The organism is Flavobacterium micromati, assembly GCF_900129585.1.
Classification (GTDB): Bacteria; Bacteroidota; Bacteroidia; order Flavobacteriales; family Flavobacteriaceae; genus Flavobacterium; species Flavobacterium micromati.
Map to the genome: position 1 here is coordinate 54164 of NZ_FQWF01000002.1, position 24065 is coordinate 78228.

The 24065-nt window shown below is 33.3% G+C and carries 19 protein-coding genes, 1 CRISPR repeat array and 1 riboswitch (1 of these 21 cut by a window edge); of the genes, 9 read left to right on the forward strand and 10 right to left on the reverse strand.

The window, feature by feature from the left end; translation table 11 throughout:
* Positions 1-47 precede the first annotated feature (47 nt).
* Complete coding sequence (locus tag BUB42_RS02460; RefSeq protein ID WP_073017342.1) at positions 48-1499, forward strand: S41 family peptidase; 1452 nt, start codon at positions 48-50, stop codon at positions 1497-1499.
* Positions 1500-1870: 371 nt separating this feature from the next.
* Here the strand turns inward: BUB42_RS02460 and BUB42_RS02465 are convergent, their stop codons facing one another.
* The 8 genes from BUB42_RS02465 to BUB42_RS02500 form a co-directional block, all read right to left on the reverse strand.
* Positions 1871-2926, reverse strand: coding sequence for a YncE family protein (locus tag BUB42_RS02465; protein WP_073016860.1), 1056 nt, complete (start codon positions 2924-2926; stop codon positions 1871-1873).
* Positions 2927-2930: 4 nt separating this feature from the next.
* Positions 2931-4787 (reverse strand): TonB-dependent receptor plug domain-containing protein, encoded by a 1857-nt coding sequence (locus tag BUB42_RS02470; protein ID WP_073017344.1) that lies wholly within the window; start codon positions 4785-4787, stop codon positions 2931-2933.
* 33 nt (positions 4788-4820) lie between these two features.
* Positions 4821-5094, reverse strand: a riboswitch (cobalamin riboswitch).
* Positions 5095-5134: 40 nt separating this feature from the next.
* Entirely contained in the window at positions 5135-5671 is a 537-nt protein-coding gene (cobC, locus tag BUB42_RS02475) for an alpha-ribazole phosphatase (protein ID WP_073016862.1), read from the reverse strand.
* Positions 5656-6459, reverse strand: a complete 804-nt coding sequence (locus BUB42_RS02480; protein ID WP_073016863.1) for an adenosylcobinamide-GDP ribazoletransferase — start codon at positions 6457-6459, stop codon at positions 5656-5658. The genes cobC and BUB42_RS02480 overlap by 16 nt, the downstream gene beginning before the upstream one ends.
* A gap of 45 nt (positions 6460-6504) precedes the next feature.
* Positions 6505-8187, reverse strand: coding sequence for a nicotinate-nucleotide--dimethylbenzimidazole phosphoribosyltransferase (gene cobT, locus BUB42_RS02485; protein ID WP_073016865.1), 1683 nt, complete (start codon positions 8185-8187; stop codon positions 6505-6507).
* 14 nt (positions 8188-8201) lie between these two features.
* Positions 8202-8849 carry a Dph6-related ATP pyrophosphatase gene (locus BUB42_RS02490; protein WP_073016867.1) on the reverse strand — a complete coding sequence of 216 codons (648 nt, stop codon included), beginning with the start codon at positions 8847-8849 and terminating at the stop codon, positions 8202-8204.
* A complete protein-coding gene (gene cobU, locus BUB42_RS02495; protein ID WP_073016869.1) occupies positions 8846-9361 on the reverse strand; it encodes a bifunctional adenosylcobinamide kinase/adenosylcobinamide-phosphate guanylyltransferase in 516 nt (171 codons plus the stop codon). The genes BUB42_RS02490 and cobU overlap by 4 nt, the downstream gene beginning before the upstream one ends.
* A gap of 400 nt (positions 9362-9761) precedes the next feature.
* Positions 9762-10685 (reverse strand): ABC transporter substrate-binding protein, encoded by a 924-nt coding sequence (locus BUB42_RS02500; protein ID WP_073016870.1) that lies wholly within the window; start codon positions 10683-10685, stop codon positions 9762-9764.
* Between the two features lie 308 nt (positions 10686-10993).
* Between BUB42_RS02500 and BUB42_RS02505 the strand changes: the two genes are divergently transcribed.
* The 3 genes from BUB42_RS02505 (at position 10994) to BUB42_RS02515 (ending at position 14061) form a co-directional block, all read left to right on the forward strand.
* The gene (locus tag BUB42_RS02505; protein ID WP_073016872.1) at positions 10994-12136 is read left to right on the forward strand and encodes an ABC transporter substrate-binding protein; all 1143 of its coding nucleotides are present in this window, start codon (positions 10994-10996) and stop codon (positions 12134-12136) included.
* A gap of 111 nt (positions 12137-12247) precedes the next feature.
* Positions 12248-13279: an iron ABC transporter permease gene (locus BUB42_RS02510; protein ID WP_073016874.1), complete on the forward strand. Its 1032-nt coding sequence runs from the start codon at positions 12248-12250 to the stop codon at positions 13277-13279.
* Complete coding sequence (locus BUB42_RS02515) at positions 13279-14061, forward strand: ABC transporter ATP-binding protein (protein ID WP_073016875.1); 783 nt, start codon at positions 13279-13281, stop codon at positions 14059-14061. The genes BUB42_RS02510 and BUB42_RS02515 overlap by 1 nt, the downstream gene beginning before the upstream one ends.
* Positions 14062-14064: 3 nt before the next feature.
* On the opposite strand, the gene BUB42_RS02520 is transcribed toward BUB42_RS02515, so the two are convergent.
* Both BUB42_RS02520 and BUB42_RS02525 read right to left on the reverse strand, forming a co-directional pair.
* A complete protein-coding gene (locus BUB42_RS02520; RefSeq protein ID WP_073016877.1) occupies positions 14065-14520 on the reverse strand; it encodes a tRNA (cytidine(34)-2'-O)-methyltransferase in 456 nt (151 codons plus the stop codon).
* A gap of 26 nt (positions 14521-14546) precedes the next feature.
* Complete coding sequence (locus BUB42_RS02525) at positions 14547-15122, reverse strand: pseudouridine synthase (protein ID WP_073016879.1); 576 nt, start codon at positions 15120-15122, stop codon at positions 14547-14549.
* A gap of 170 nt (positions 15123-15292) precedes the next feature.
* Here BUB42_RS02525 and BUB42_RS02530 point away from each other — a divergent pair, with 170 nt between their 5' ends.
* The 5 genes from BUB42_RS02530 to cas2 all read left to right on the forward strand — a co-directional run bounded on the left by BUB42_RS02530 (position 15293) and on the right by cas2 (position 22905).
* Complete coding sequence (locus tag BUB42_RS02530) at positions 15293-15670, forward strand: hypothetical protein (RefSeq protein WP_073016880.1); 378 nt, start codon at positions 15293-15295, stop codon at positions 15668-15670.
* Positions 15671-15979: 309 nt separating this feature from the next.
* Complete coding sequence (gene cas9, locus BUB42_RS02535) at positions 15980-20605, forward strand: type II CRISPR RNA-guided endonuclease Cas9 (RefSeq protein ID WP_073016882.1); 4626 nt, start codon at positions 15980-15982, stop codon at positions 20603-20605.
* 459 nt (positions 20606-21064) lie between these two features.
* Positions 21065-21496, forward strand: a complete 432-nt coding sequence (gene tnpA / locus BUB42_RS02540; RefSeq protein WP_073017346.1) for an IS200/IS605 family transposase — start codon at positions 21065-21067, stop codon at positions 21494-21496.
* A 172-nt stretch (positions 21497-21668) separates the two neighbouring features.
* On the forward strand, positions 21669-22565 hold the full coding sequence (cas1, locus tag BUB42_RS02545) for a type II CRISPR-associated endonuclease Cas1 (protein WP_073016884.1): 897 nt from the start codon (positions 21669-21671) through the stop codon (positions 22563-22565).
* A complete protein-coding gene (gene cas2 / locus BUB42_RS02550) occupies positions 22558-22905 on the forward strand; it encodes a CRISPR-associated endonuclease Cas2 (RefSeq protein ID WP_073016886.1) in 348 nt (115 codons plus the stop codon). The genes cas1 and cas2 overlap by 8 nt, the downstream gene beginning before the upstream one ends.
* Positions 22906-23022: 117 nt before the next feature.
* A CRISPR array of direct repeats spans positions 23023-24065; the repeat unit is 46 nt; unit sequence GTTGGGAATTATAAGCTAAAATACAATTTTGAAAGCAATTCACAAC (it continues 4613 nt past the right edge of the window).

Sequence of the window (24065 nt, forward strand, 5' to 3'; positions counted from 1 at the left end):
CTAAAGTTAGTATTTTTACGTTTATATCTAAATTAGATCTCAATAATATGAAAAAGACATACCAATTCGTACTTTTATTATTTGTAGTACTTTTTACTTTTCAAAGTTGTCAAGATAATGATGATGTAGCTCCCACAGCCAATTTAGAAATCCAAGATTTTATCTGGAAAGGATTAAATCAATATTACTTATGGCAAGCTGATGTTCCTAATCTAGATGACAAACGATTTGCAGATCAAGCTGCACTCAATGCTTTTTTAAGTGGATATCCAGAACCTGAAACTCTTTTTGATGCGTTAAGAGTAAATAAATCTATTGATAAGTTTAGCTGGATTGTTGATGATTACTTAGAATTAGAAGGACAACTTCAAGGGACAACAAAAAATAACGGAGTAGAATTTGGATTAAGTCGCATGCCAGGTAGTACAACTGAAATCTTTGGTTTTGTTCGTTATGTGATTGCTAATTCAGATGCTTCAAGTAAGGATATAAAACGTGGAGATATGTTTACCGCTGTAAATGGAACGGCTCTTACAACTAGCAATTATCAAGCTTTACTTTTTGGCGCAAATGAAAATTATATACTTAATCTGGCTGATTTTAATGGAACAACCATTGTAAGTAATGGTAAATCAGTTTCATTGACAAAGACCGTTTTATCTGAGAATCCAATTTTAGTTAAAAAGATAATAACTTCTGGCTCACGCAAAATTGGATATTTAGTTTACAATGCGTTTTTTGGCGATTATGACGTTCGATTAAACGATGCTTTTGGCGAATTCAAATCAGCTGGTGTTACTGATTTTATTTTAGATTTGAGATACAATAGTGGCGGATCTGTTCAATCAGCAGCTCGTTTAGCAAGTATGATTACCGGAGGATTTACAGGAAAAGTATTTGCAAAACAACAGTGGAATAAAAAAATCAATGATTTTTTTGAAGCTGAAAATCCTGCAGCTTTATTCAATTATTTTACTGATAAAATTGGTTCTACACCCATAAATAGTATCGGTATGTCCAAAGTATATATTTTAACCTCCAATAGTTCAGCATCCGCAAGTGAATTAGTGATTAATGGACTTGAGCCACACATCAATGTTATTCAAATTGGAGATGTTACTGTTGGTAAAAATGTAGGATCTGTTACGGTGTATGACTCACCTGACTTTAGTGACAAAAATAGAAATCCAGATCACAGATATGCTATGCAGCCTATTGTTTTGAAAATCGTAAATTCAGTTGGTTTTGGAGATTATTTTAATGGATTACAACCTGATTTCCCCATCAAAGAAACTATTAGCACATTTGGAACCCTAGGCGATACTTCAGAGCCTTTACTTAGTTTAGCAATTAGCAAAATTACTGGAACTGCTAGAATGATAAATAGAGTACCCGGGGTTGATTTTGAATTTTTTATAGATTCTAAATCAGTAAGAGGATTTCAAAACCAAATGTATATTGAGAAAGCGCCGGAAGGACTTTTGAAAGCTTTGGAATAAAAAGCAAACATATTTTAAATCTTGGAATCAAATTAAAGACATACAATTAAAAAAAGCGGACCCTTTTTGACACATTAATGAACAGGATAAATTGCATCCAATTTATCCTGTATATTTCAGAATTAAAATACTTTTAATAATATATCAAAAAAGGCGTTTTCAATTTAAGAAAACGCCTTTTGTATTTAGTAATACCAAAAAGTCTTTGAAATTATTGTCATGTTTTTGTCAAATCGAGCCCAGTCGAGATTACAAACGACTGACAAACAACGTTTCGTGATTGATTACAATCATTATCACGTGCGCAACCTGATAAATTTTAATTCTTTTTAACAGTAAATTCAAAACATAAATTATATAACTAATAATTTTTAGTTATTGAAATAAAAACCATTTGGTGCAACTCCTACTGTAAACTCTTTTTGTAGTGAACCGGTTAAAGAATAAACATATACCTTGCTATTTGATGCAAAATCACCACCATCAGCAATGTAAACTTTATCATTCTCAACGGCAAAACCATACATAACTCCATATTGCGAAGTAGAAGTATATTTAAAAATGGGAGTTTCTGCAGGTTGAACATCTGCTATATCCATATTATATACTCCTGTACCTTTTGTAAAGTAAATTTTAGTCCCATAAATATCTAGATTTTCCGCACCTTTCAAAGCCGCTGGAAAAACAACTTCAGTTACGGATTTATCAGATAATTTTATTTTTGCAATTTTACTTGCACCTCCAAAAGGTGAAGCCAACACATATAAAACACCATTTTTCACTTCCATAGTATTGGCACTTGCGCCCACAATTATTGGTGATTCTAATGTTTTTGTTACCGTATTAACAACTAAAACTTTGTCGTTATTGAAAGGCTCAGAAATATATAATTTATCTCCTTCTAAAACAATACGATTTGCTGTGGCATTCAAATTTATTTTCGACTCCACTTTATTGCTGCTCAAATCAATAACGGCTACAAAATCATCAATATTTCCTGTCGCAGGATTAGCAAAAGAATACGTATTTGCATTGGTCACGTACGCCTTACCGTTTCTTGCCACTCCATATCTTGGGTTGACTAAACCGGTTTCAATTTTGGCAATCAGCTTGAACGTGTAACGATTCACGACATTAATTACATTAGATCCCCCCGCAATGATATACGCTTTGTCTCCATCAAAAAAGATGTTTTGCATGTATTTTCCAAAAACATCGCCTGGATTCTCCGCTCCATATACATCTTGTTTGAAGGTTACCATATCATCTCCTAAAAAAGAAACAGATCCTCCCGAAGAATTTCCTTCATTCAAAACAAACACTCCATTATCATAACTGCCTTTGGACACATTTTCATTGTCGTCATTAGTACAAGACGACAAAAAAGCAATTGATAACGCTACAAATAATACTCTAGTTAACTTCATTATATTAAAATTTAAAAATTAGATACAGGTTGTAATTTCGTCCAGGCATAATTCTATTTTCTAGACTTTCATATTTTTCATTCCAAAGATTGAGGACTTGAACGCCTATTTTAGAATGAGCAAAAAACGGCACTTGATAATCAATACCTATCTGCCCAACTAAATAAGAAGGGACAACAGCGGTAGGATCATTATCTGACTGTGTATAAACGAATCCATTATAAAGCATTTGGTAATTAGCACTCCATTTTTTATAGGAAAGAGCCACAGCACTAGTTATTTTGTGAAAAGGCACAAAAAACAATTGCTTTCCAGTTGCTTCGTTTTTTGAAATCGTATAAGCATACGTACCATTAACTTCAATAATGCTTTTTCCTATTTCCTTTTTCCAAGAAATCATGGTTTCTGCGCCGTAGGCCTCTATTCTATCCGTGTTTTGAGGAGACCAAATACCATTATTTCCGGGAACCCAGCGCAGCAAATCTTTAATTTTATTGAAATAAGCCGTTTGGGTTAGCATTAAATTTTCATGCTTGAAAACATTCGCTATTTCCATCTGATAAGAACTTTCAGGTTTTAAATCCGGATTTCCTCCCTCTTCCCAGTACAAATCATTGTAAGTGGGAATTCTAAAATTGTGAGAGGCGTTGATTTTCAATTGGTATCCTTTTGTAAGTTGTAGCGCACTTCCTAGTGAAAAGAGCAAAGGCGATTTATAGTTATTAGTAAACTCTTTGCGAATTCCTAACTCATTCTGCCATTTTGACGATACCTCCTGCTTTATTAAGAGTGCCACACCAGTAATTTCCCGCTCATGATAACCAAAACCAGAGCCTTCACCCGTTGTCTTGTTGTATTCTAAAATCGTATTAAACAAGAGAGCTGTATTGGCTTGAAAACTCACATCGGCTTTCGAGATCAACATTTTAGTTCCGCCGTAACTAAATTGATTCATAGTATTATCTGGGAAATACTGGTAATCTTCGGTAATAAAAGCAGTTTTAAAATTGGCTATCCAATCTCCGAGCACATTATTGTATTCGAGTAGGTTACGGCTGAAATCGTTTTTGTACTTCGTTCTAGACTCTGACGACGAAAGCAAAGAAATATTTCTATCGGTGCTAGATGACTGACTGTATAGCTTCAGTAATTGTTGGTCATCGATTTTAAATCCGATGTTAGCATTAAGTGTATTGACTTGATATTCTCCATTTTCATTATACCGTTGGTTCCCTTTCCAATCAAAAGTATTTGGAAAATCATAATCATTATCTGAATAGTTACGTGAAAAGCCAATTTGAGTAGACCATTTTTTATCAGAAAAATGGCTTTTGTAACTGATGCCCTGCGTGTTAAAACTACCATAATCTAGTCGCAATTCATTTGAAAAAGAAGTGTCAAATTTCAAATCATTGTTCAGATGAACAGTTCCTCCAATGGCACCACTACCGTAAATGACACTTCCGCCGCCGCCTTTTATGTCAACGTAGTTGTAATCCATTGCAGAAAGCGTATTAAAATCGGTACTACCATTCATTTGAGAATTAATGTTAATACCATTCCAAATCACGGCTGTTTGTGATGCGGTCGTTCCCCGAAAAGCTACTGTAGATAGCATTCCACGGCCGTATTCTTTAAAATAAATAACGGAGTTGTAGTTGAGAAGATTGGTCAACAAAGCACCATTTTTTGAAATAATAGAGTCATTCAAAAGATGAATCGTTTGCGAGCTGGAAAATTTGCGCAATTTAGCATCAGACACGATTACTTCGTTTAAACGAGTAATAGTATCCTTATTTTGAGCCAACACGATTTGGCTTGCGATTATGCAAAAACAAAAAAAATGTTTAAAATAAGTCATAATGTCCTGAACCTTTTTTCCCGAAAGTTCGATATTCGTTAATAAAAAAAGGCAGGTCTCCTGGCTTGCGTCTTGTTGTTGACCTTCCCATTCGCCGCGGCAAACAGTGGTTTTGTAGATAACAACAAGCTTTGATAGCTTACAGTTGCGGGTACAGCGCTAGATTTTTGAATTTTGAATTTTAAATAATGATTTTAGATTTTAAATCTAGAATCAAAAATCATTAATCATCAATTTTCAATCACTCTCTTCCCTTTTAATGCGATTTAAAAAAAATTAAACCACAACCTTAATACGGTGCCAAAGATAGAATTATATTAATCTAATAACCTAAATAATTGCGAATTTTATAATATAATTTTAATTACCGCTCCAAAATCTACTTTATTCTGAAAAGCATCTTTTAAAGGCAAGTCTGAAATTTTACACAAAAAACTGCGAATCACGCCAGCATGTGCTACAATAATTACTGGTTTTGAATTAGTAGATTGAAGTTCATTATGTATAAAATCTATTACTCTATCGTGCAGATCAGTAAAAGATTCTCCATTTGAAACGCGAATATTTACAAAATCGATCATCCAAGGATTGAGTTCTTCTGGTTCGATTACGTCCCAATTTTTCATTTCCCAATCTCCAAAATTCATTTCCATCAAACGGGAATCTTGATTAACAGTAGTAATTTCTGAATTGTCCTTGATGTAATTTGCTAAAAGAACACAGCGCAGTAAAGGGCTGGTATACAATATTGCATCTTGAGGCAATTGACTCATTATAGAAAAAAAAACAGAGTCATAAGGTTCCCTGATACTTACATCCGATTGCCCATAACAAATTCCTTTTTCGCAAACTGTTTCCGTGTGACGAACTAAATAAACTTCCATAATGCAATAACTGATATATAAAATATTATTTCACAAACTTGTTGGGTGGCACCCAAACAATCCCCTGTATAGCCGTCAATCCATTTCTGAAAATAGCGTGCTAGAAAAAATCGTGCTAGAAAAACAGGTAGTACAACCAGAGTCATTTGCCATTGATCATAAGACAAAATAATCAAGGGAAGTAGTCCAAAAAAGAAAGCGCCCACCACTTCTCTCCACGAATAACTTTGCGCTATGGGCTTGCTTTTACTGGATGCATCCTCTCGAGAATATTGATGTGTAAAAACAATTGAAATTGCCGCTAACCGACTAAGAGAATGCGCTGTAATAAACAACAGCAACAATGTGAATTGTGAATTAATTATAAAATTAGAATTATCCGAGACATGAATTAATTGAGTCAAGACTTGAAATTTAAGCAGTAACAAAAGTACCAAACCTATTCCCCCATAAGCGCCAATAGCACTATCTTTCATGATAATCAATATTTTTTCTTTGGTCCAACCACCTCCAAAACCATCGCACACATCAGCAAAACCATCTTCATGAAAAGCCCCCGTCAATAAAACGGATGCAATCATAGAGAAGATTATTGCAATTTCTGGAGTCAGTAAATAATTAAAAATACAGTACACTCCAAAAGCAACGCACCCTACTATCCAACCGATTAATGGGAAATAACGAGAAGCTTTGTTTAAATAATCCGGATTGTGATCAATAGTTGCAGGACAAGAAATCCTAGTGTAAAACATCAATGCTGTAAAAAAAATATGTATTTCTTTCTTCATTTTTATAATTATTTGGCTTTAGCCAATTGTATCTCTACTTTTAAGTTAAAGTTTTTTACTACTTACTCCTGCGCTTTCAAAGCTGGCCATATCATTCAAAAAAGCAACCGCTGACTCGATAATGGGGAACGCAAGGGCGCAACCAGTACCTTCTCCCAATCGCAAATCGAGCTGAAGAATCGCATCAACTTTAAGATAATCCAACAATTTTTTGTGCGCTTGCTCTGCTGACTGGTGACTAAAAATCGTATTTTTCTTGATTAATGGGTTTTTAGTAAACGCAACTAAGTACGCCACCGTACAAATAAAACCGTCTACTAAAATAAGCATATTATTTCTGTAGGCTTCCAGCATTCCGGCCGCCATTTGAAGAATCTCAAACCCCCCAAAATAAGCCATTTTACTTTCTAGATCAGCTTCTCCCGTATAATTTTCAATCGATTTCTTTAAAATTTCTATTTTTTGTTGCAACTTTTCATCATTTATTCCTGTACCCTTTCCTACGCATTCTTCAATTAAAAAACCCGTAATAACACTCATTAAAACAGATGCCGTAGAAGTATTTCCAATTCCCATTTCACCAAAACCAATACAATTACTGCCTGTTTTTGCAATGGTTTTAACAATTGTCGCCCCTTTGCTAAAACACAATTGCATTTCGGTTTTACTCATCGCAGCGGTGTGTAAAAAGGATTGTGTTCCTTTGCCTATTTTTGCCGAAATCAAATCCATTTTCATAGGAAAATCATAATTCACACCTGCATCAACAATGGAAAGGTTAATCTCATTCTGTTTACAAAACACGTTTATCGCCGCGCCACCATCAAGAAAATTAGTAACCATTTGACGCGTAATATCTTGTGGATAGGCACTCACGCCATGATTTGCAATTCCATGATCAGCGGCAAAAACAACGATATTTGGTTGTACTATTTTCGGTTCTAAAGTTTGAAAAACCATTGCTATTTGTTTGGCAAGTACTTCTAAAACTCCTAACGAACCTGTCGGTTTAGTTTTTTGATCTATTTTATATTGAACGGCTTTTGCAAAAGCAGCACTATTTATTTCATTTGGAACTTCAAAAAATGTAGTTTCGACTTTACTTTGATGCAAAATAGAAAGTTCCTCAACCAATGGGTTTTGTTGTTTTTGCTTCCAATTGAGTTGCTGCAACATGGGCTGATTATCATAATCTGTGGCTGGTTTACCCACGCAGAAATACCCTATCGGCTCCATATTATCGGGTAAGCCTAATAATTCTTTGAACTGATAATAATTCAAGATCGAAACCCATCCCATGGAATAGCCTTGCTCCGTTAAGGAAAGCCAAATGTTTTGCGCCGCACAAACCGAACTAAATTTTATTGCTTCATTACTCCCAACGGTACCGATGGTAAAATTATTTAAAACGGAACGGTCATAGCAAATAACTAATCCGAGTGGTGCTTCCTCTATTGCTTCTAATTTCAGCGCTTTATAGGCTGCTTTTTGTGGTTCGTTCTCTGTCAGGGCAATTGCTTTTTGATCATAATCCAAAAACAAATCTTTAATGGCTTTCTTCATTTCGACCGACCTGATGAGATAGTATTTTGTAGCATCAGTCAAACCTACAGAAGGCGCCCAGTGACCAGCTTGCAGTGCTTTTTCAAGAACAGCATCCGGTATTTGTTCCTCCGTAAAATGACGCGTGTCCCGACGGGATTTTAAAATTTCATCTAAATAAGTCATCTTAAAATAATTTTTTATGTTTCTTCCCAAACGATGAAACAATAATTCTCATAGGTCATTCGAGTAAATTCAGGCAATTCAATTGCATCCAAAAACAACGGACAATTAAGCACCAAAGTATGAAACTCTCCATTTTCGCCGCAGGGATCAATTCCCTTCTCCAGTAATTCTTGCACTAATTCATTGGTCAATATTTTACCTAAATAGCTTTCTCCCATTGTTACATTACATGAAACAATCATCGTTTCAATACCATTTTCTAGCATTTCGTTTACCAAAATAAGGCGGTCTTGTTGCCACAAAGGCAGTAAAGCCTTTAGCGAGGCAGTAGCACAAACTTTGTCCTCCCAGTCTTTATGCGCTTGTAAATCAATATCCCCAAAAACAGCAATCTCCAAATCATATTTGGCTTTTAGCGATTTTAAAACAGTAATAAACTTGGCTTCGTAATCTCCCCAAGTTGCTGGAACAGTTTCTATAGGTAAACCCATTTTTTGAGCCTGTTGATTTAAAATAGATATAGGCAATCCGTGAGAACGGGAAACTTTTCCGTTCTCATTCATCATATTTAGCAGCACTTTTGGGACAAATCCTTGCTGTACTGACTGCATTACTGCATAACAACTGTCTTTTCCCCCACTCCAAGAAGTTACAAAATTCATTTTTTTTCTTTTATTGTTACAGGTATACCGGAAATCATTAGTACAACCGTAGTAGCATTTTTAGCTATGTATTGATTCATCCAACCTTGAAGCTCCGTGAATTTTCTTCCAATGAGAGTGTCTGCATGAACGCCCATTCCTATTTCATTGGTTACAATAATAATTGTCGCGTTTTCTTGTTTGGCGATAGCGTCAAATTCGGCTTTCGCTTGTTTTAAACACAAGGGAACGTCATTTTTAGTATCTACAAAAAAGTTAGTCAACCACAAAGTAACACAATCAACAACTGCAACTTTCCCAGAAAAATCAATTTCGCTCAAATGTTTTTCTTTTTCTATGGTCATCCATTGTTCATTACGGTCTTTTTGATGGCGATCAATTCTTTTTTGGAAATCATTATCCCATTTTCTGGCTGTAGCCACATACATTGGTTTTTCCGATAATTCTTTTGCTAAATTCTCGGCATAACTACTTTTGCCGGAGCGTTCTCCTCCTGTGATTAAAACTATCATTGTAATTATAATTGTTAATTATTTAAAATACCAATCTTCCTACCATTCATAGAAACACAATCCATTTTTAGATGAAATTACGATTTAAAATAAAACTCCCATTTTCTAAATAATAGTGGATTCCTTCTATCAGACTAGTTGTTGTTTTTTTCAATAATCTTTAACTTTATTATTTGTTTCATTTTTAGACGATAGCGTTGCAACTCATCTTTCAATTGCAGTTTAGCAAGCAGTCACACATACATGGGAATAGATAAAAATTCACAACTTCAAGAAGAATAAAAATTACTAGAGAATTATTGCTCTTAGCTTTACTTCCGCCAGCGGTGCCTCATCAAAAAAAAGAAGTTTTGCAGGTGGATCATTTTTTTCTCGAATAGTAATAAAATTTTCTCATGAATTACTTTACTTTTTCACTAGCGTGAAAAGAAAGGTATTTGTTTTCTAACTTCTTTGGAACTTCAAATAAATCAGGATGAAATAGTGCCGCAAGCAATTCAATTCCGTCTACAACAGTTGTACTAGGCTGCGTAAACAAATCGGCATCAGCCAAAAAAACTGCATTATTTTGGACTGCCTGTAGTGTATCCCAACCTTCTAATTTTGTCAATGCCTCCAATTCCTGACTGGAACGATTCACATCAAAGCCGCAAGGAGCCACCACCAATACTTCAGGATTATATAACAATATTTTTTCCCAAGCCGTAACTATAGAATATCCCGAAGGATTCGAAAGCATGTCTACTCCTCCCGCTTGTGCAATTTGGTAAGGTATCCAATGTCCACAATTGTATATTGGGTCGAGCCATTCCATAACCATCACCCGCTTTAGTGGAGCGTTATTTTTGCGAAGCGTATCAAGGATGAAATCGGTTCTTTTTTTGAGTTTTGCTAGTAATTCATACCCGCGTTCTTCTTGATCGAAAGCTTTGGCAATCGTAATTGCATTCTGATAAATGTCCTCTAAATTCCGCGGGATAAGTGGTATTAGTTCGGGCTCTTTGGTTAATTTATATACCGAACGAGCTACATGACTCGTATCTATTTGGCAAACGTCACACACGTCTTGCGTAAAAATAATATCGGGAGCTAAAGATGCTAATAAAGAGTCATCTATGTAATATAAACTTTTGCCTTGTGCCTTAGATTGCGATACAATCTGGTCAATTTCTTGGCTCGTGTGATTGGTACCTTCAAGGTAAGAACGCACTACTTTCGGTTTGTCAGAATGGCATTCAAAAGTAACACCAACTAATTGATTTTCTAATCCCATTTCGTAAATCATAGAAGTAGCAGCGGGCAAAAAAGAACAAATTTTAATCATCGTATCAGAGTTTAAATCCTTGTTTTGGTTTAAAATAGTTTTTAAATAAATTCATTTATGCACGACACAAAAGCGACACACAAAGCAAGCGAAAACAATATTTATTAAAGTAGCGTTCCGATCTATTTTTATTTCAAACAAAAAAAGCCAGATATCCAAATACAAATATAATCGTATGACTATAACTATTAGCATAGATATCTGTTTATGTTTTGCGTTGTACCGCGATTTTCAAAATACTTTAAAAAGTTTGTCCCTGATTATAAAAAAATTATAATTTACCTTTGTCTTCAAATTCGCAAAAAATTATGAACCAAAATTATATTAAATTTTCATTTTTCGTATTATTTTTAATGCTGATTGGGTGCAAAAAAAACGAACAAAATACCAATAAAACCAACACTATTGTTGGAAATACGATAAGCTATTCCAAAAATTTAGCTATTTATAAATACGAAGGCTATTCAGTAGTAACCGTTTCAAATCCTTGGCCGCAAGCCAATAAAAACTATACATACATATTAAAAGAAAAAAACAGCAGCATTCCTGACAGTCTACAAAAATACACTACAATTTCAGTTCCTTTGCAATCTGTTGTAGTTACATCAACAACCATTATTCCTTTTTTAGAAACTTTGAGAGTTGAAAAATTATTAGTCGGTTTTCCTAATACCGATTATGTTTCTTCCGAAAAAACCAGGAAATTAATTGACGATGGTGCTGTTAAAAACATTGGAAAAAACGAAAAATTAAACATAGAACAACTCATTGAATTGGATCCTAATTTAATTGTAGCTTATGGAGTTGACAACAACAATCCAATGTTAGATAACTTACAAAAAAGCGGCTTAAAAGTTCTAATTCAAGCTGATTGGATGGAGCAAACGCCACTGGGCAAGGCCGAATGGATAAAGCTGTACGGCGCTTTATTTGGAAAAGAAAAAGAGGCCAAAACGTTTTTTGATAAAATCCTTAAAAATTACAACGACGCCATAGATTTGGTTGCCAACAAAAAACCAACAGCTACCGTTTTATACGGTTCCATGTATCAGGATCAATGGTATGTGGCAAAAGGAAACAGCTGGGTAGCCCAATTTATGAAAGATGCCAGATCTAATTATTTGTGGGCGAATGAGGCAGGAACTGGAAGTCTTAGCTTGTCCTTTGAAAAAATATTAGACAAGGCAAAAACAGCAAGATATTGGATTGCAACGGGTTCTTTCAAAAATAGTGCTGAATTCGAAAACAGTAATCCGCATTACAGTCAGTTTGATGCTTTAAAATCTAACAATGTCTATACTTTTGAAAGTAAATTAGGCCGCACTGGAGGAACAATTTATTATGAATTAGCTACAAGCCGGCCAGATCTAGTCTTAAAAGATTATATTAAAATCTTCCATCCCGAAGTACTTCCCAATTATACTTTTACTTTTGCACAAAAACTAAATTAAATACTTACATGCACAGTAGTATAGGGGCTTTGCAAAGTAGAGGGCGGTGAAACTGAAAGTAAATATATTTTAAAATTAAATATTAAATCATCTTGCTGAAACAAATGACAATTGAATAATCAAAAACAAAATACGATTCTATTTTTCTTGCTCACTTTGGGTCTTGTGCTTTTGTTTTTCATAAACATCAGTTTTGGTTCCATCAAAATCCCTTTTAAAGATATTTATACTAGTTTGACGGGTGGACAAGCGAGTAAATCCAGCTGGGAATATATCATCGTTAATTATAGACTACCCAAAGCAATTACGGCAATTCTCGTGGGAATGGGATTGTCAATAAGCGGTTTGCTAATGCAAACTCTGTTTCGAAATCCACTGGCAGGACCGTATGTTTTAGGACTGAGTTCCGGCTCTAGTTTAGGCGTTGCTTTTGTAATACTAGGAGCGAGTTTACTTCCTCCTTTTTTAAGTACTATTTTATTGTCCTCTTATGGCGTGGTTTTAGCCTCCACTATTGGAAGTTCTATTGTATTGCTCGCAGTTTTAGCAGTATCACATCGGTTACGCGATACAATGGCTATCCTTATTGTAGGCTTAATGTTTGGTAGTTTTACCAGTGCAATAGTGGGCGTTCTTGCCTATTTTAGTTCGGCTGAACAATTGCAAAAATTCACTTTTTGGTCGATGGGAAACTTAGGCAGCTTGTCATGGTCTTCGATAATAGTATTAACGGTTTGTGTATCGATTGGCTTGCTATTAAGTGTCTTTAGCATCAAACCGCTCAATGCTTTATTGCTGGGTGAAAATTATGCTCGCAGTTTAGGTTTAAATTTCAAAAAAACACGATTGATTATTATTTTTGCAACCAGTATTTTGGCGGGAAGTATCACTGCTTTTGCAGGTCCAATCGCATTTATAGGATTAGCGGTTCCTCACATAGCAAAATTAGTATTTCAAACCAGCAACCACTCGGTTTTATTTTGGAGCACCTTACTTCTAGGAGCATCAATTATGCTTTTTTGTGACGTAATTTCAGAAATACCGGAATTAGAGATAACTCTACCAATCAATGCAGTAACATCAATAATTGGTGCTCCAGTTGTCATTTGGTTATTGGTTAGAAAACGAAAAATGATTGCATAATGGAAAATAAAATCATCTTAAAAGCTTCTCAAATTAACATTGGTTATTCTCATAAAAAAGAGAAAATCGTAGTGGCTTCTGATATCTCTATTTCTTTAGAAAAAGGAAAACTGATTGCTTTAATTGGTGCCAATGGCGTTGGAAAATCAACCCTTTTAAAAACGATAACAGGAATTCTGAAACCTTTGTCTGGCAATGTTTTATTAAATGAAAAGAAGATTACTGCTTATGATCCTTTGGAGTTAGCTCAAAACCTAAGTATCGTTTTAACAGAGAAATTACCACCCAGCAACTTGACCGTTTTTGAATTAATCGCCTTAGGAAGACAACCTTACACCAATTGGATTGGGAAATTAACAGCTACTGATTTAAGTAAAGTAAACGAAGCAATGGAGCTCACACAAATAAGTCATTTAGCTGATAAAAAGCATTATGAAATTAGTGATGGTCAATTACAAAAAGTATTGATTGCAAGAGCGTTGGCTCAAGATACACCGTTAATTATTTTAGATGAACCCACTACTCATCTCGATTTATTGCATAAAGTTTCTCTTTTTAAATTACTAAAAAAGCTAACGCAAGAAACAGAAAAATGCATTCTTTTCTCTACTCATGATATTGATATGGCAATACAATTGAGCGACGAAATGATCATAATGACTCCTGAAATTGTAATTCAAGATGAACCTTGTAATTTTATTTCCAAAGGAATTTTTGCAACATTATTCAACGATGAACATATTATTTTTGACCAAGAAAAAGGGAAGTTTATTATTGTTTAAGTTTTACTTTTTTAGCGCGATTTGTCTTTTTGCTTCACCAACAACAAATGCAACAGAATTGGCAACATTAAAACTTCGAATTAATGGTGACATGGGAATTGTCAAATGATTTTCGAATTGGGATAAAACTTCGGCACTCAATCCTACACTTTCTTTACCAAAAACCAACCAATCTCCATCCTGAAAATCAATTTCAAGGTATGATTTATTAGCTTGGGAACTCGTTAAGAAAACTCGGGATAAATCCGGCACAGTTGCTTTCCATTCCGCTACATTTTCATATTCAGTTACGTCAAGATGTGGCCAATAATCCAATCCGGAACGTTTTAAGTTTTTATCACTGATAACAAATCCAAAAGGGTGAATCAAGTGCAAGCGGCTTTCAGTACCTACGCACAAACGCCCTATATTTCCGGTGTTGTTTGGTATTTCGGGTTCTACTAAAACGATGTTTAACATTTCTTATTGATTAATCGGTTATTTGTTTATTCGGTTGTTTGAAAATCTTCCACTTCAACTACTTCTCCTGCCTGCAAATCATTAAGATGAATATTCCCTATTCGCACGCGCACTAACCGCAAAGTGGGAAAACCAACAGCAGCAGTCATTTTTCGCACCTGACGAAACTTTCCTTCATTGACAGTAATCGAAGCCCACGAAGTAGGACCATGACGCTCATCTCTTATTTTTTTTCCTCTAGCACCAAAAGCTGGAATTTGATCTATCAAAGAAGCTTTGCAGGGTTTGGTCATATATTTTGTACCATTAAAACCTATTTCAACTCCTTTTTGGATCTGCTCAATAGCCTCCTGATTGATAATTCCATCGACTTGAACATAATATTCTTTATCTACTTTTTTACTTCTAATGTTTTCACTCATCATTCCGTCTGTGGTCAGCAACAACAATCCTTCTGAATCTTCATCTAGACGGCCTATTGCCATAGTACCTTTTGGGAAATCGTATAATTCGCCAAGTAGTTTCTTCTTTCTTTTCAGTTCGTAAATAAACTGACTTAAATAGCCATACGGTTTGTGAATGATGAAGTGCGAATGAGCCATTTTATACTATTTTTAAAACTTGCAAAGATAGATTTGTTTAAAGAATTTAACAACAGAAGCGTATCACAATTCAACTAAAAATCCAAAATCCGCGTTAAATGATTTCACGAAACCATTAAAAAATCGTAATCTTATAAGTAATAACATTTATAAAAATTAAATAAATCACCATGGAAAATAACGATCTAGGTTCAAAAAAGACTAATAATAAGCAAAGTACTAATGAGGGTTTCAGCGGTAAAAATATTCCCGAAGATTATAATTCTGCTGATTTAAATTTAAAAGAAGAAGTTGAAACCGATGCCAAAGGAAATAAAAAAATTGTTCAACGTGCCCGTAATGTTGATGGAACTGAAGCCTCAATTCCCGATGAAGAAGAGAGAACATGGGATGAAAATGAAAGTTTGAGTAGAGGTGTAACCACCGAAAAAGAAGCAATGAAAACAGTCGAAAATGAAGACCTAAATTCGGATATTACCGCCCATCGATATCCAAATTCTCATCCTGACAATCACGAAGATAGAGGCAATATAAAGCTTGACGAATAGTATTTTAGATTAAATTTTTAAAGAAACCAGCAAGAATTAAATTTCTTGCTGGTTTTTTTGGTTTAAAAATTATTTTTAAGCCAAAAGAAAATTATGTTAAAAATGAAAAAAGCGACCCTTTTGAGGCCGCTTTGAATGTTTTCACAACGGAATAATCCTTATTGTGAATTGCTTCAAAATTGTTATGCAATAGTACAACAAAAATTTTAATATTGATTTACGGTTTCCCGTAGAGATGGTAAATTTCTTTTGATTATATTTCGAAACTAAAATTTTAATAGTAGAAATCTATATGAAAACATCTAAATTATGAAACGAATATTAGGATTAGATTTGGGGACAAATAGTATTGGATGGGCATTAACAAATAATGACTTTGACAATAAATTTGGAAATATTGAAGGTATTGGAAGTCGAATAATTCCTATGAGTCAAGACGTTCTTGGTAAATTTGATAGTGGAGTTTCCATCTCTCAAACTGCTGAAAGAACAAAATATCGAGGCACAAGGAGATTAGTACAGCGTTTTTTATTAAGAAGAGAACGTCTCCACAGAGTTTTAAATATTCTTGATTTTCTACCTAAACATTATGCAAGCGCCGTTGATTTTGATAAAAAGTTTGGACAATTTAAACCAGAGAAAGAAGAGAAATTTTCTTTTTTTAAAGATGAAAGTGGTAAAAACCAATTTTTATTTTTGGAAAGCCATCAAGAAATGCTTGCTGAATTTAAATTAACAAATCCTGATTTAAAACAAGTTCCTTATGACTGGACTATTTATTATTTGAGAAAAAAAGCATTAACTCAAAAAATATCAAGAGAAGAATTGGCTTGGATAATATTAAATTTTAATCAAAAAAGAGGTTATTATCAATTGCGTGGAGAAGAAAAAGAAGAGAATAAAAACAAACTAGAGGAATTTCATACGCTTACAGTTGTTAATGTTATTGAAAGAGAAAAAGGAAAATCAGGTATCTGGTATAATGTAATTCTTGAAAACGGTTGGGTTTATAAACGTGAAAGCAAAATAGGATTATTTGAATGGGTTGGTAAGCAAAAGAATTTTATCGTAACTACCGAATTAAATGATGATGGTACAGTAAAATTAAACAAGGACAACGAAGAAAAAAGAAGTTTTAGAGCTCCAAAAGAAGACGATTGGGGATTGGTAAAAATAAGAAGTGAACAAACTATTAATCAAAGCGGAAAATCAGTTGGTTCTTATATCTATGATAATTTACTTAAAAACCCGAATCAAAAAATAAAAGGTGAACTAGTACGAACTATTGAGAGACATTATTATAAAAGCGAATTAAAACAGATACTTGAAACTCAAATTGAATTTCATTCAGCTACGTTAAAAGACAGAAATCTTTATAAAAAATGTATTGATGAATTGTACAAACACAATGATTCTCATAAAAACAGCATAAAAGAAAGAGGTTTTGACTATATATTTTTAGATGATATCATCTTTTATCAGCGTCCACTCAAAAGTAAAACTTCGTTGATTAATGATTGTAGTCTGGAATTTAGACCTATTAAAGATAAAAGAGGTAATTTAGTTAAAGATGTTAATGGATATCAAATTCTAAAACCTTTAAAATGTATTGCTAAATCAAATCCTATTTTTCAAGAATTTAGACTGTTGCAATTTGTAAAGAATCTAAAAATATATAAAAAAGATATTGCAAATGATGTTGATGTAACTAATGATTATTTAAAAACAGAAGAAGATGTAGTCGAATTATATAATTGGCTAAATGATAAAGCTGAAATAAGTCAAAAACAATTTTTAGCGTACCAAAAATTTAAATTAAAAGAAGATAAATTCAGGTGGAATTTTGTAGAGGATAAGATATATCCTTGTAATGAAACCAGAAATCAATTTTTAAATGCAATTGCAAAAATCGATATGGACAAATCATTTTTTGATGCAAAAAACACTCAGGATTTGTGGCATATCCTATATTCTGTAACTGATAAAATTGAAATTTCTAAAGCAATTACAACTTTTGCCAAACGATATAGTTTACCCGATGGATTCATAATAAATTTTTCAAAATTAAAGCCATACAAAAAAGATTATGGCGCTAATTCTGAAAAAGCAATAAAAAAATTACTGCCGTTAATGCGTTTCGGAAATCATTGGAATGAAAAAAATATCGACACCAAAACATTGGCAAGAATTGACAAAATAGAAACAGGAGAATTTGACGAAAATATTAAAACTCGAGTTCGAGAAAAAGCATTGCATTTAAATGTCCTTTCAGATTTTAAAGGACTGCCTTTGTGGCTGGCTTCCTATATCGTTTATGATAGACATAGCGAAACTAGTGATATTTCAAAATGGAAAACTCCCGCAGATATTGAACACTTTTTGAAACACGACTTCAAACAACATTCACTTCGCAACCCTATTGTAGAACAAGTTATTACAGAAACTTTACGAGTTGTAAAAGATATTTGGCAATATTATGGAGAGGGAAAAGAAAACTTCTTTAATGAAATTCATATTGAATTGGGTCGTGAGATGAAAAACAATGCGGCCGATAGAAAAAAAATAACTGACAATATTAGTCACAACGAAAACACAAACTTGCGAATTAAAGCCATTTTAACAGAATTGAAAAATGATGGCATTAGTGACATTCGTCCTTACTCACCGAGTCAACAAGAGATATTAAAAATTTATGAAGAAGGTATTTATAGCAGTGAAAACAGTAAAGAAAAAATAGAAGAAGTTGATAAAATCAGAAAAAATGCAAAGCCAACAACTTCTGAAATCATCAAATACAAACTTTGGCTGGAACAAGGATACATTTCTCCTTATACAGGAAAGCTGATACCATTAAGTGATCTTTTTACAACAAAATATCAAATCGAACATATTATTCCGCAATCAAGATTATTTGATGATTCATTGTCAAACAAAGTCATTTGTGAATCTGAAGTGAATGATTTAAAAGGAAATAAGACTGCATTAGAATTCATTCTAAAAAATGAGGATAGAATTGTGACTTTAACTGGTGGAAAAACGGTTAAAATATTTACTAGACAAGCCTATAATCAACATATAACTAGCTATTACAGTAAAAACAAAAGCAAGCAAAAAAGACTTTTAAGTGAAGATATTCCAGAAAAATTTATCGAAAGACAATTAAATGATACTAAATACATCAGCAAAATTGTAAAAAATCTTTTGAGCAAAATAGTTCGAGAAGACGACGAACAAGAAGTAACATCAAAACATATCATTTCATTGAATGGGTCAATAACTTCAAAAATGAAACAAGATTGGGGACTGAATGATGTTTGGAATAACATAGTTACCCCTCGCTTTAAACGATTAAATACCATTACAAATTCCAGTGACTTTGGAAAATTAGAATTCAAAAAGGATGAATTTGGAAACACAGGCAAGCAAGTATTTCAAACTACTGTTCCAGATGCTATAGCAAAAGGGTTTTCTAAAAAAAGAATTGATCATCGACATCATGCTCTTGATGCTTTGGTAATTGCGTGTGTAAGCAGAGCGCACATTAACTATTTAAATAATCTAAATGCAAGAGATGAAAATGACAAAACAATTAAACACGAATTAAGGAATAAACTTTGTTTAAAAACTAAACCCGATGCAAATGGAAATTACAACTGGGAATTTCACAAACCTTGGGAAAATTTCACCAAGCACACCGAAGACGAATTAAATCAAACCATCATTAGTTTCAAAAAAAATACTAGGGTTATCAATAAAACGGTAAACAAATACGTGAGCTATAAAGATGAAAATGGAAATTTAAATTTAAATTTAGGTAAGAATGGATTGGTAGAAAAGAAGATTATACCACAAAAAAAAGGTGATAACTGGGCGATTAGAAAACCAATGCACGCTGAAACTGTAAGTGGAAAAGTGTTTTTAAAGCGAATTAAACAAAGTCATATTACCATTGCAAATGCAATCGAGCAAATTGAATTGATTGTTGATAAAGAAGCTAAAAAACAACTGGCGGTAAGAATAAAGCAATATCCAAACAATGCTGAAGGTTTAAAAAAACACCTAAAAGCTTTTCCTGTAATGATTGATGGAAAAGCTATTGATAAAGTTCAGATTTATGAAAATTTAGAGGCAACTGCAACAAGAAAAACGCTAGATATTACTTTTGATGAAAAAAGAATTGAAAAAATAACCGATACTGGAATTCAAAAAATTCTATTGAATCATCTTAAACAAGAAATCTACCAAAATACTATTGATGAAAATGGCAAAAAAATTCCAGCTCACGAAGTTGCTTTTTCTGAAAATGGTTTAGATGACTTAAATAAAAACATCACTGCATTAAATGACGGCAAAAAACATCAGCCTATTATAAAGGTTCGCGTTTTTGAGGAAGGTGGCAAATTTAGCTTAGGACAAACTGGAAACAAAGCTGATAAATATGTAGAAGCTGCAAAAGGAACAAACTTGTTTTTTGCAATTTATCAAGATGAGAAAGGGAAACGAAACTATAAAACAATCCCTTTCAATGAAGTTATTGAAAGACAAAAACAAGGATTAAGTTCAGCTCTAGAAAAACACGAAAACGGAAATCGTCTTTTATTTACGTTGTCTCCAAATGATTTAGTTTATGTTCCAACTGAAGATGAAAAGGAAAATTTGACTCTCTTAGATTTCAATAAATTATCTAAAGAACAAGCAGAACGCATTTATAAATTTGTAAGTTGTACTAGTGGTGAAGGACATTTTGTTTCCCATAATTACTCAAAAGAGATAATTTCTAATGAAAATGGCTCCAATAATAAAAATGAACGAATGTTAGAATTTAACCCCTCAAATACTATTTATGATGAAAAGGAAAAACCTGTGATGATCAAATCTGTTTGTTGGAAATTAGAAATCGACAGACTTGGAAAAATTAAAAAAATTATCAGATGATAAATAATGATTTCAAAAATCAATAAAATTGGGTTTTAACCCAATCAATAAAAATAAATTAAAATAGGCTTCAGCCAAAATAATTCGGCTAAAGCCTAATTTTTATAATATCAAATATCCCTCCAGCTAAAGCTGGAGGCAATTCAAAAGCTGATGGCAATTCAAAACATGAAATTAAATCAAAATTCTAAATTTAATATATTCCAAAATCAATACAATTAAGCTAAAGCAAATAACATAATAATCAAAACCTCATCCCTCTAAAGCTGGAGGCAATTCAAAATCAGGAGGCAATAGAAAACCTAAAGATATTTTTAAAAAAGACAGCATTAGATTTTTGCACATTAAAATAACAATAAACATTCCAAAATCAATAGGTTTGGGCTTTAGCCCATTCAATGAAATTTAAAGTTAACACAAATGGCTTTAGCCAAAACATTTTATTTAAAATTAAAATCTATGCCATATATCAGCACCTATATCCATTTTGTTTGGAGCACAAAAAACAGAATTCCTTTTTTGGACAACAAAGAATTAAGACAAAAAGTGTGGTATCATATCAAGGAAAATGGCAAAGAGAAAGGAATCTTTGTTGATTTTGTTAATGGATATACTGACCATTGTCATTGTTTAGTTTCCTTAGGAGCCAATCAGACCATACAAAAAGTGATGCAACTCATCAAAGGAGAATCTTCGTTTTGGATTAATCAAAATAAATTGTGTCTAAATAAATTTGAATGGCAAGATGAATATTTTGCAGTTTCAGTTTCAGAATCGATGCTGGATAAAGTGAGAAATTATATTAAAAATCAAGAAGAACATCATAGCAAACAATCTTTTCAAGAAGAATATAATGAATTTATCGCTAAATATAAATTCAATAAGGAATAGTTTTTTGGCTAAAGCCAATTTCATTATTAACATTTTTATCCCTCCAGCAATCCCAATAATTATCAGAAGTTCCAACATCAATAGGAATGGGCTTTAGCCCATTCAAAACTATAAAATAATTCAAATTGGCTTTAGCCAAAATATTATATAAAACATTTTTAAAATTTATAAAATGATAAAACGAACCCTTTTCTTTGGCAACCCCGCTTATTTGAGTACCAAAAATGAGCAGATCGTCATTTCTTACCCAGACAAGGAACAAGAAACCAAAACCGTGGCCATTGAAGATATTGGGGTTATAGTTTTAGAAAATCAGCAAATCACAATTACCAATGGTTTGCTGGAAAAACTAATCAACAATAATGTTGCCTTAATCAATTGTGACCAATACCATTTACCTATTGGTTTGTTGATGCCTTTGAGCGGCCATACAGAACAGTCGGAACGATTTAAATATCAAATCAATGCTTCTGTTCCGCTGAAAAAGAATTTGTGGCAGCAAACCATTAGTGCCAAAATTATGAACCAAGCCGGATTGCTCAAAGAAAAAGGAATTGCGTGCCGTAAAATGGAACTTTGGGCAAAAGAAGTTACCTCAGGTGACGCGCTCAACCACGAATCGAGAGCAGCAGTTTTTTACTGGCAAAACCTCATCCCGCTAGAAAATTTTACACGAGGGCAAAAAGGAATGCCGCCGAATAATTTATTGAATTATGGTTATGCCATCCTCCGAGCGATTACAGCAAGAGCGATTGTTAGTTCTGGAATGTTGCCCACTTTAGGCATTTTTCATCGGAATAAATACAATGCCTATTGTTTGGCTGATGATATTATGGAGCCGTATCGCCCTTATGTGGACTTAATTGTTTGTCATATTATGGAAACCGAGGATTCTTATGATGAATTGACTATTGAAATTAAAAAACAATTGTTAGGTATTGCAACAATCGATGTGTTCATAGATGGAAAAAACAGTCCATTGATGGTAGCGATGAGTAGAACTACACATTCCTTACACGAATGTTTTGAAGGAACCGCAAGGAAAATTTTATACCCTATTTATGTATGACGAACATTACACCCGTTTAAATCAATATAGAAGTTTGTGGATATTAGTATTTTTTGATTTACCAACTGAAACACGCAAAGAGCGTAAAATTGCTAGTTCATTTCGCAAGAAATTATTAGACGATGGCTTCTCTATGTTTCAATTTTCAATCTATATGCGTTTTTGTGCCAGTAGAGAAAATGCTGAAGTCCATACCAAAAGAATAAAAAAGAATCTCCCCGAACACGGAAAAATTGGTATCATGCAAATAACTGATAAACAATTTGGGATGATGGAACTTTTTTATGGTAAAAAACAAGTCGAAACTGACAAACCATCCCAACAATTAGAGTTGTTTTAAAGCATCAGGATTAGAAAAATGACTAACTCCCTGTACTGCAAGAAAGAAGCAGCACTCCTTTTCGATTTCAAAATAAACTCATAACTCTCAACATATCAAACACTTGAATCGCGGTATGTTGGGAATTATAAGCTAAAATACAATTTTGAAAGCAATTCACAACTGTAAATCGCTACTTAAATTATTTGAAATTGTTGGGAATTATAAGCTAAAATACAATTTTGAAAGCAATTCACAACAAGCGGGAAGCGTGAAAGACAATTTAGATCGTTGGGAATTATAAGCTAAAATACAATTTTGAAAGCAATTCACAACTGGATTTTGTTCGTTTTTGTTATAAAATCCGTTGGGAATTATAAGCTAAAATACAATTTTGAAAGCAATTCACAACCACCAAAAACCGTTACTATTTGACTCGCCCGTTGGGAATTATAAGCTAAAATACAATTTTGAAAGCAATTCACAACTCAGTCGCATTTGTAAATTCTTCTTTGACGTTGGGAATTATAAGCTAAAATACAATTTTGAAAGCAATTCACAACTATGAGGAACCTAATGTAATTGTTGAGAAGTTGGGAATTATAAGCTAAAATACAATTTTGAAAGCAATTCACAACAAGATCAACTTCGTCCTGTTCCTTCTCTTGTTGGGAATTATAAGCTAAAATACAATTTTGAAAGCAATTCACAACAGCATCGACAAATATGGATCATTTTCTATTGTTGGGAATTATAAGCTAAAATACAATTTTGAAAGCAATTCACAACATAGATCAGAAACTCGAATATTTAAAATCAGTTGGGAATTATAAGCTAAAATACAATTTTGAAAGCAATTCACAACCCAAGACTATTGGTGTTTGTTCTGCAGTTGTTGGGAATTATAAGCTAAAATACAATTTTGAAAGCAATTCACAACGCGAAACCACTACCGTGACTAAGACCTTTGGTTGGGAATTATAAGCTAAAATACAATTTTGAAAGCAATTCACAACTTGCCCAAATAGGTGTTTCATTTTTAAATGTTGGGAATTATAAGCTAAAATACAATTTTGAAAGCAATTCACAACTTGTCCTCGCCAATATATCAAGTGCTTGAAGTTGGGAATTATAAGCTAAAATACAATTTTGAAAGCAATTCACAACATGCTGTAACAGCT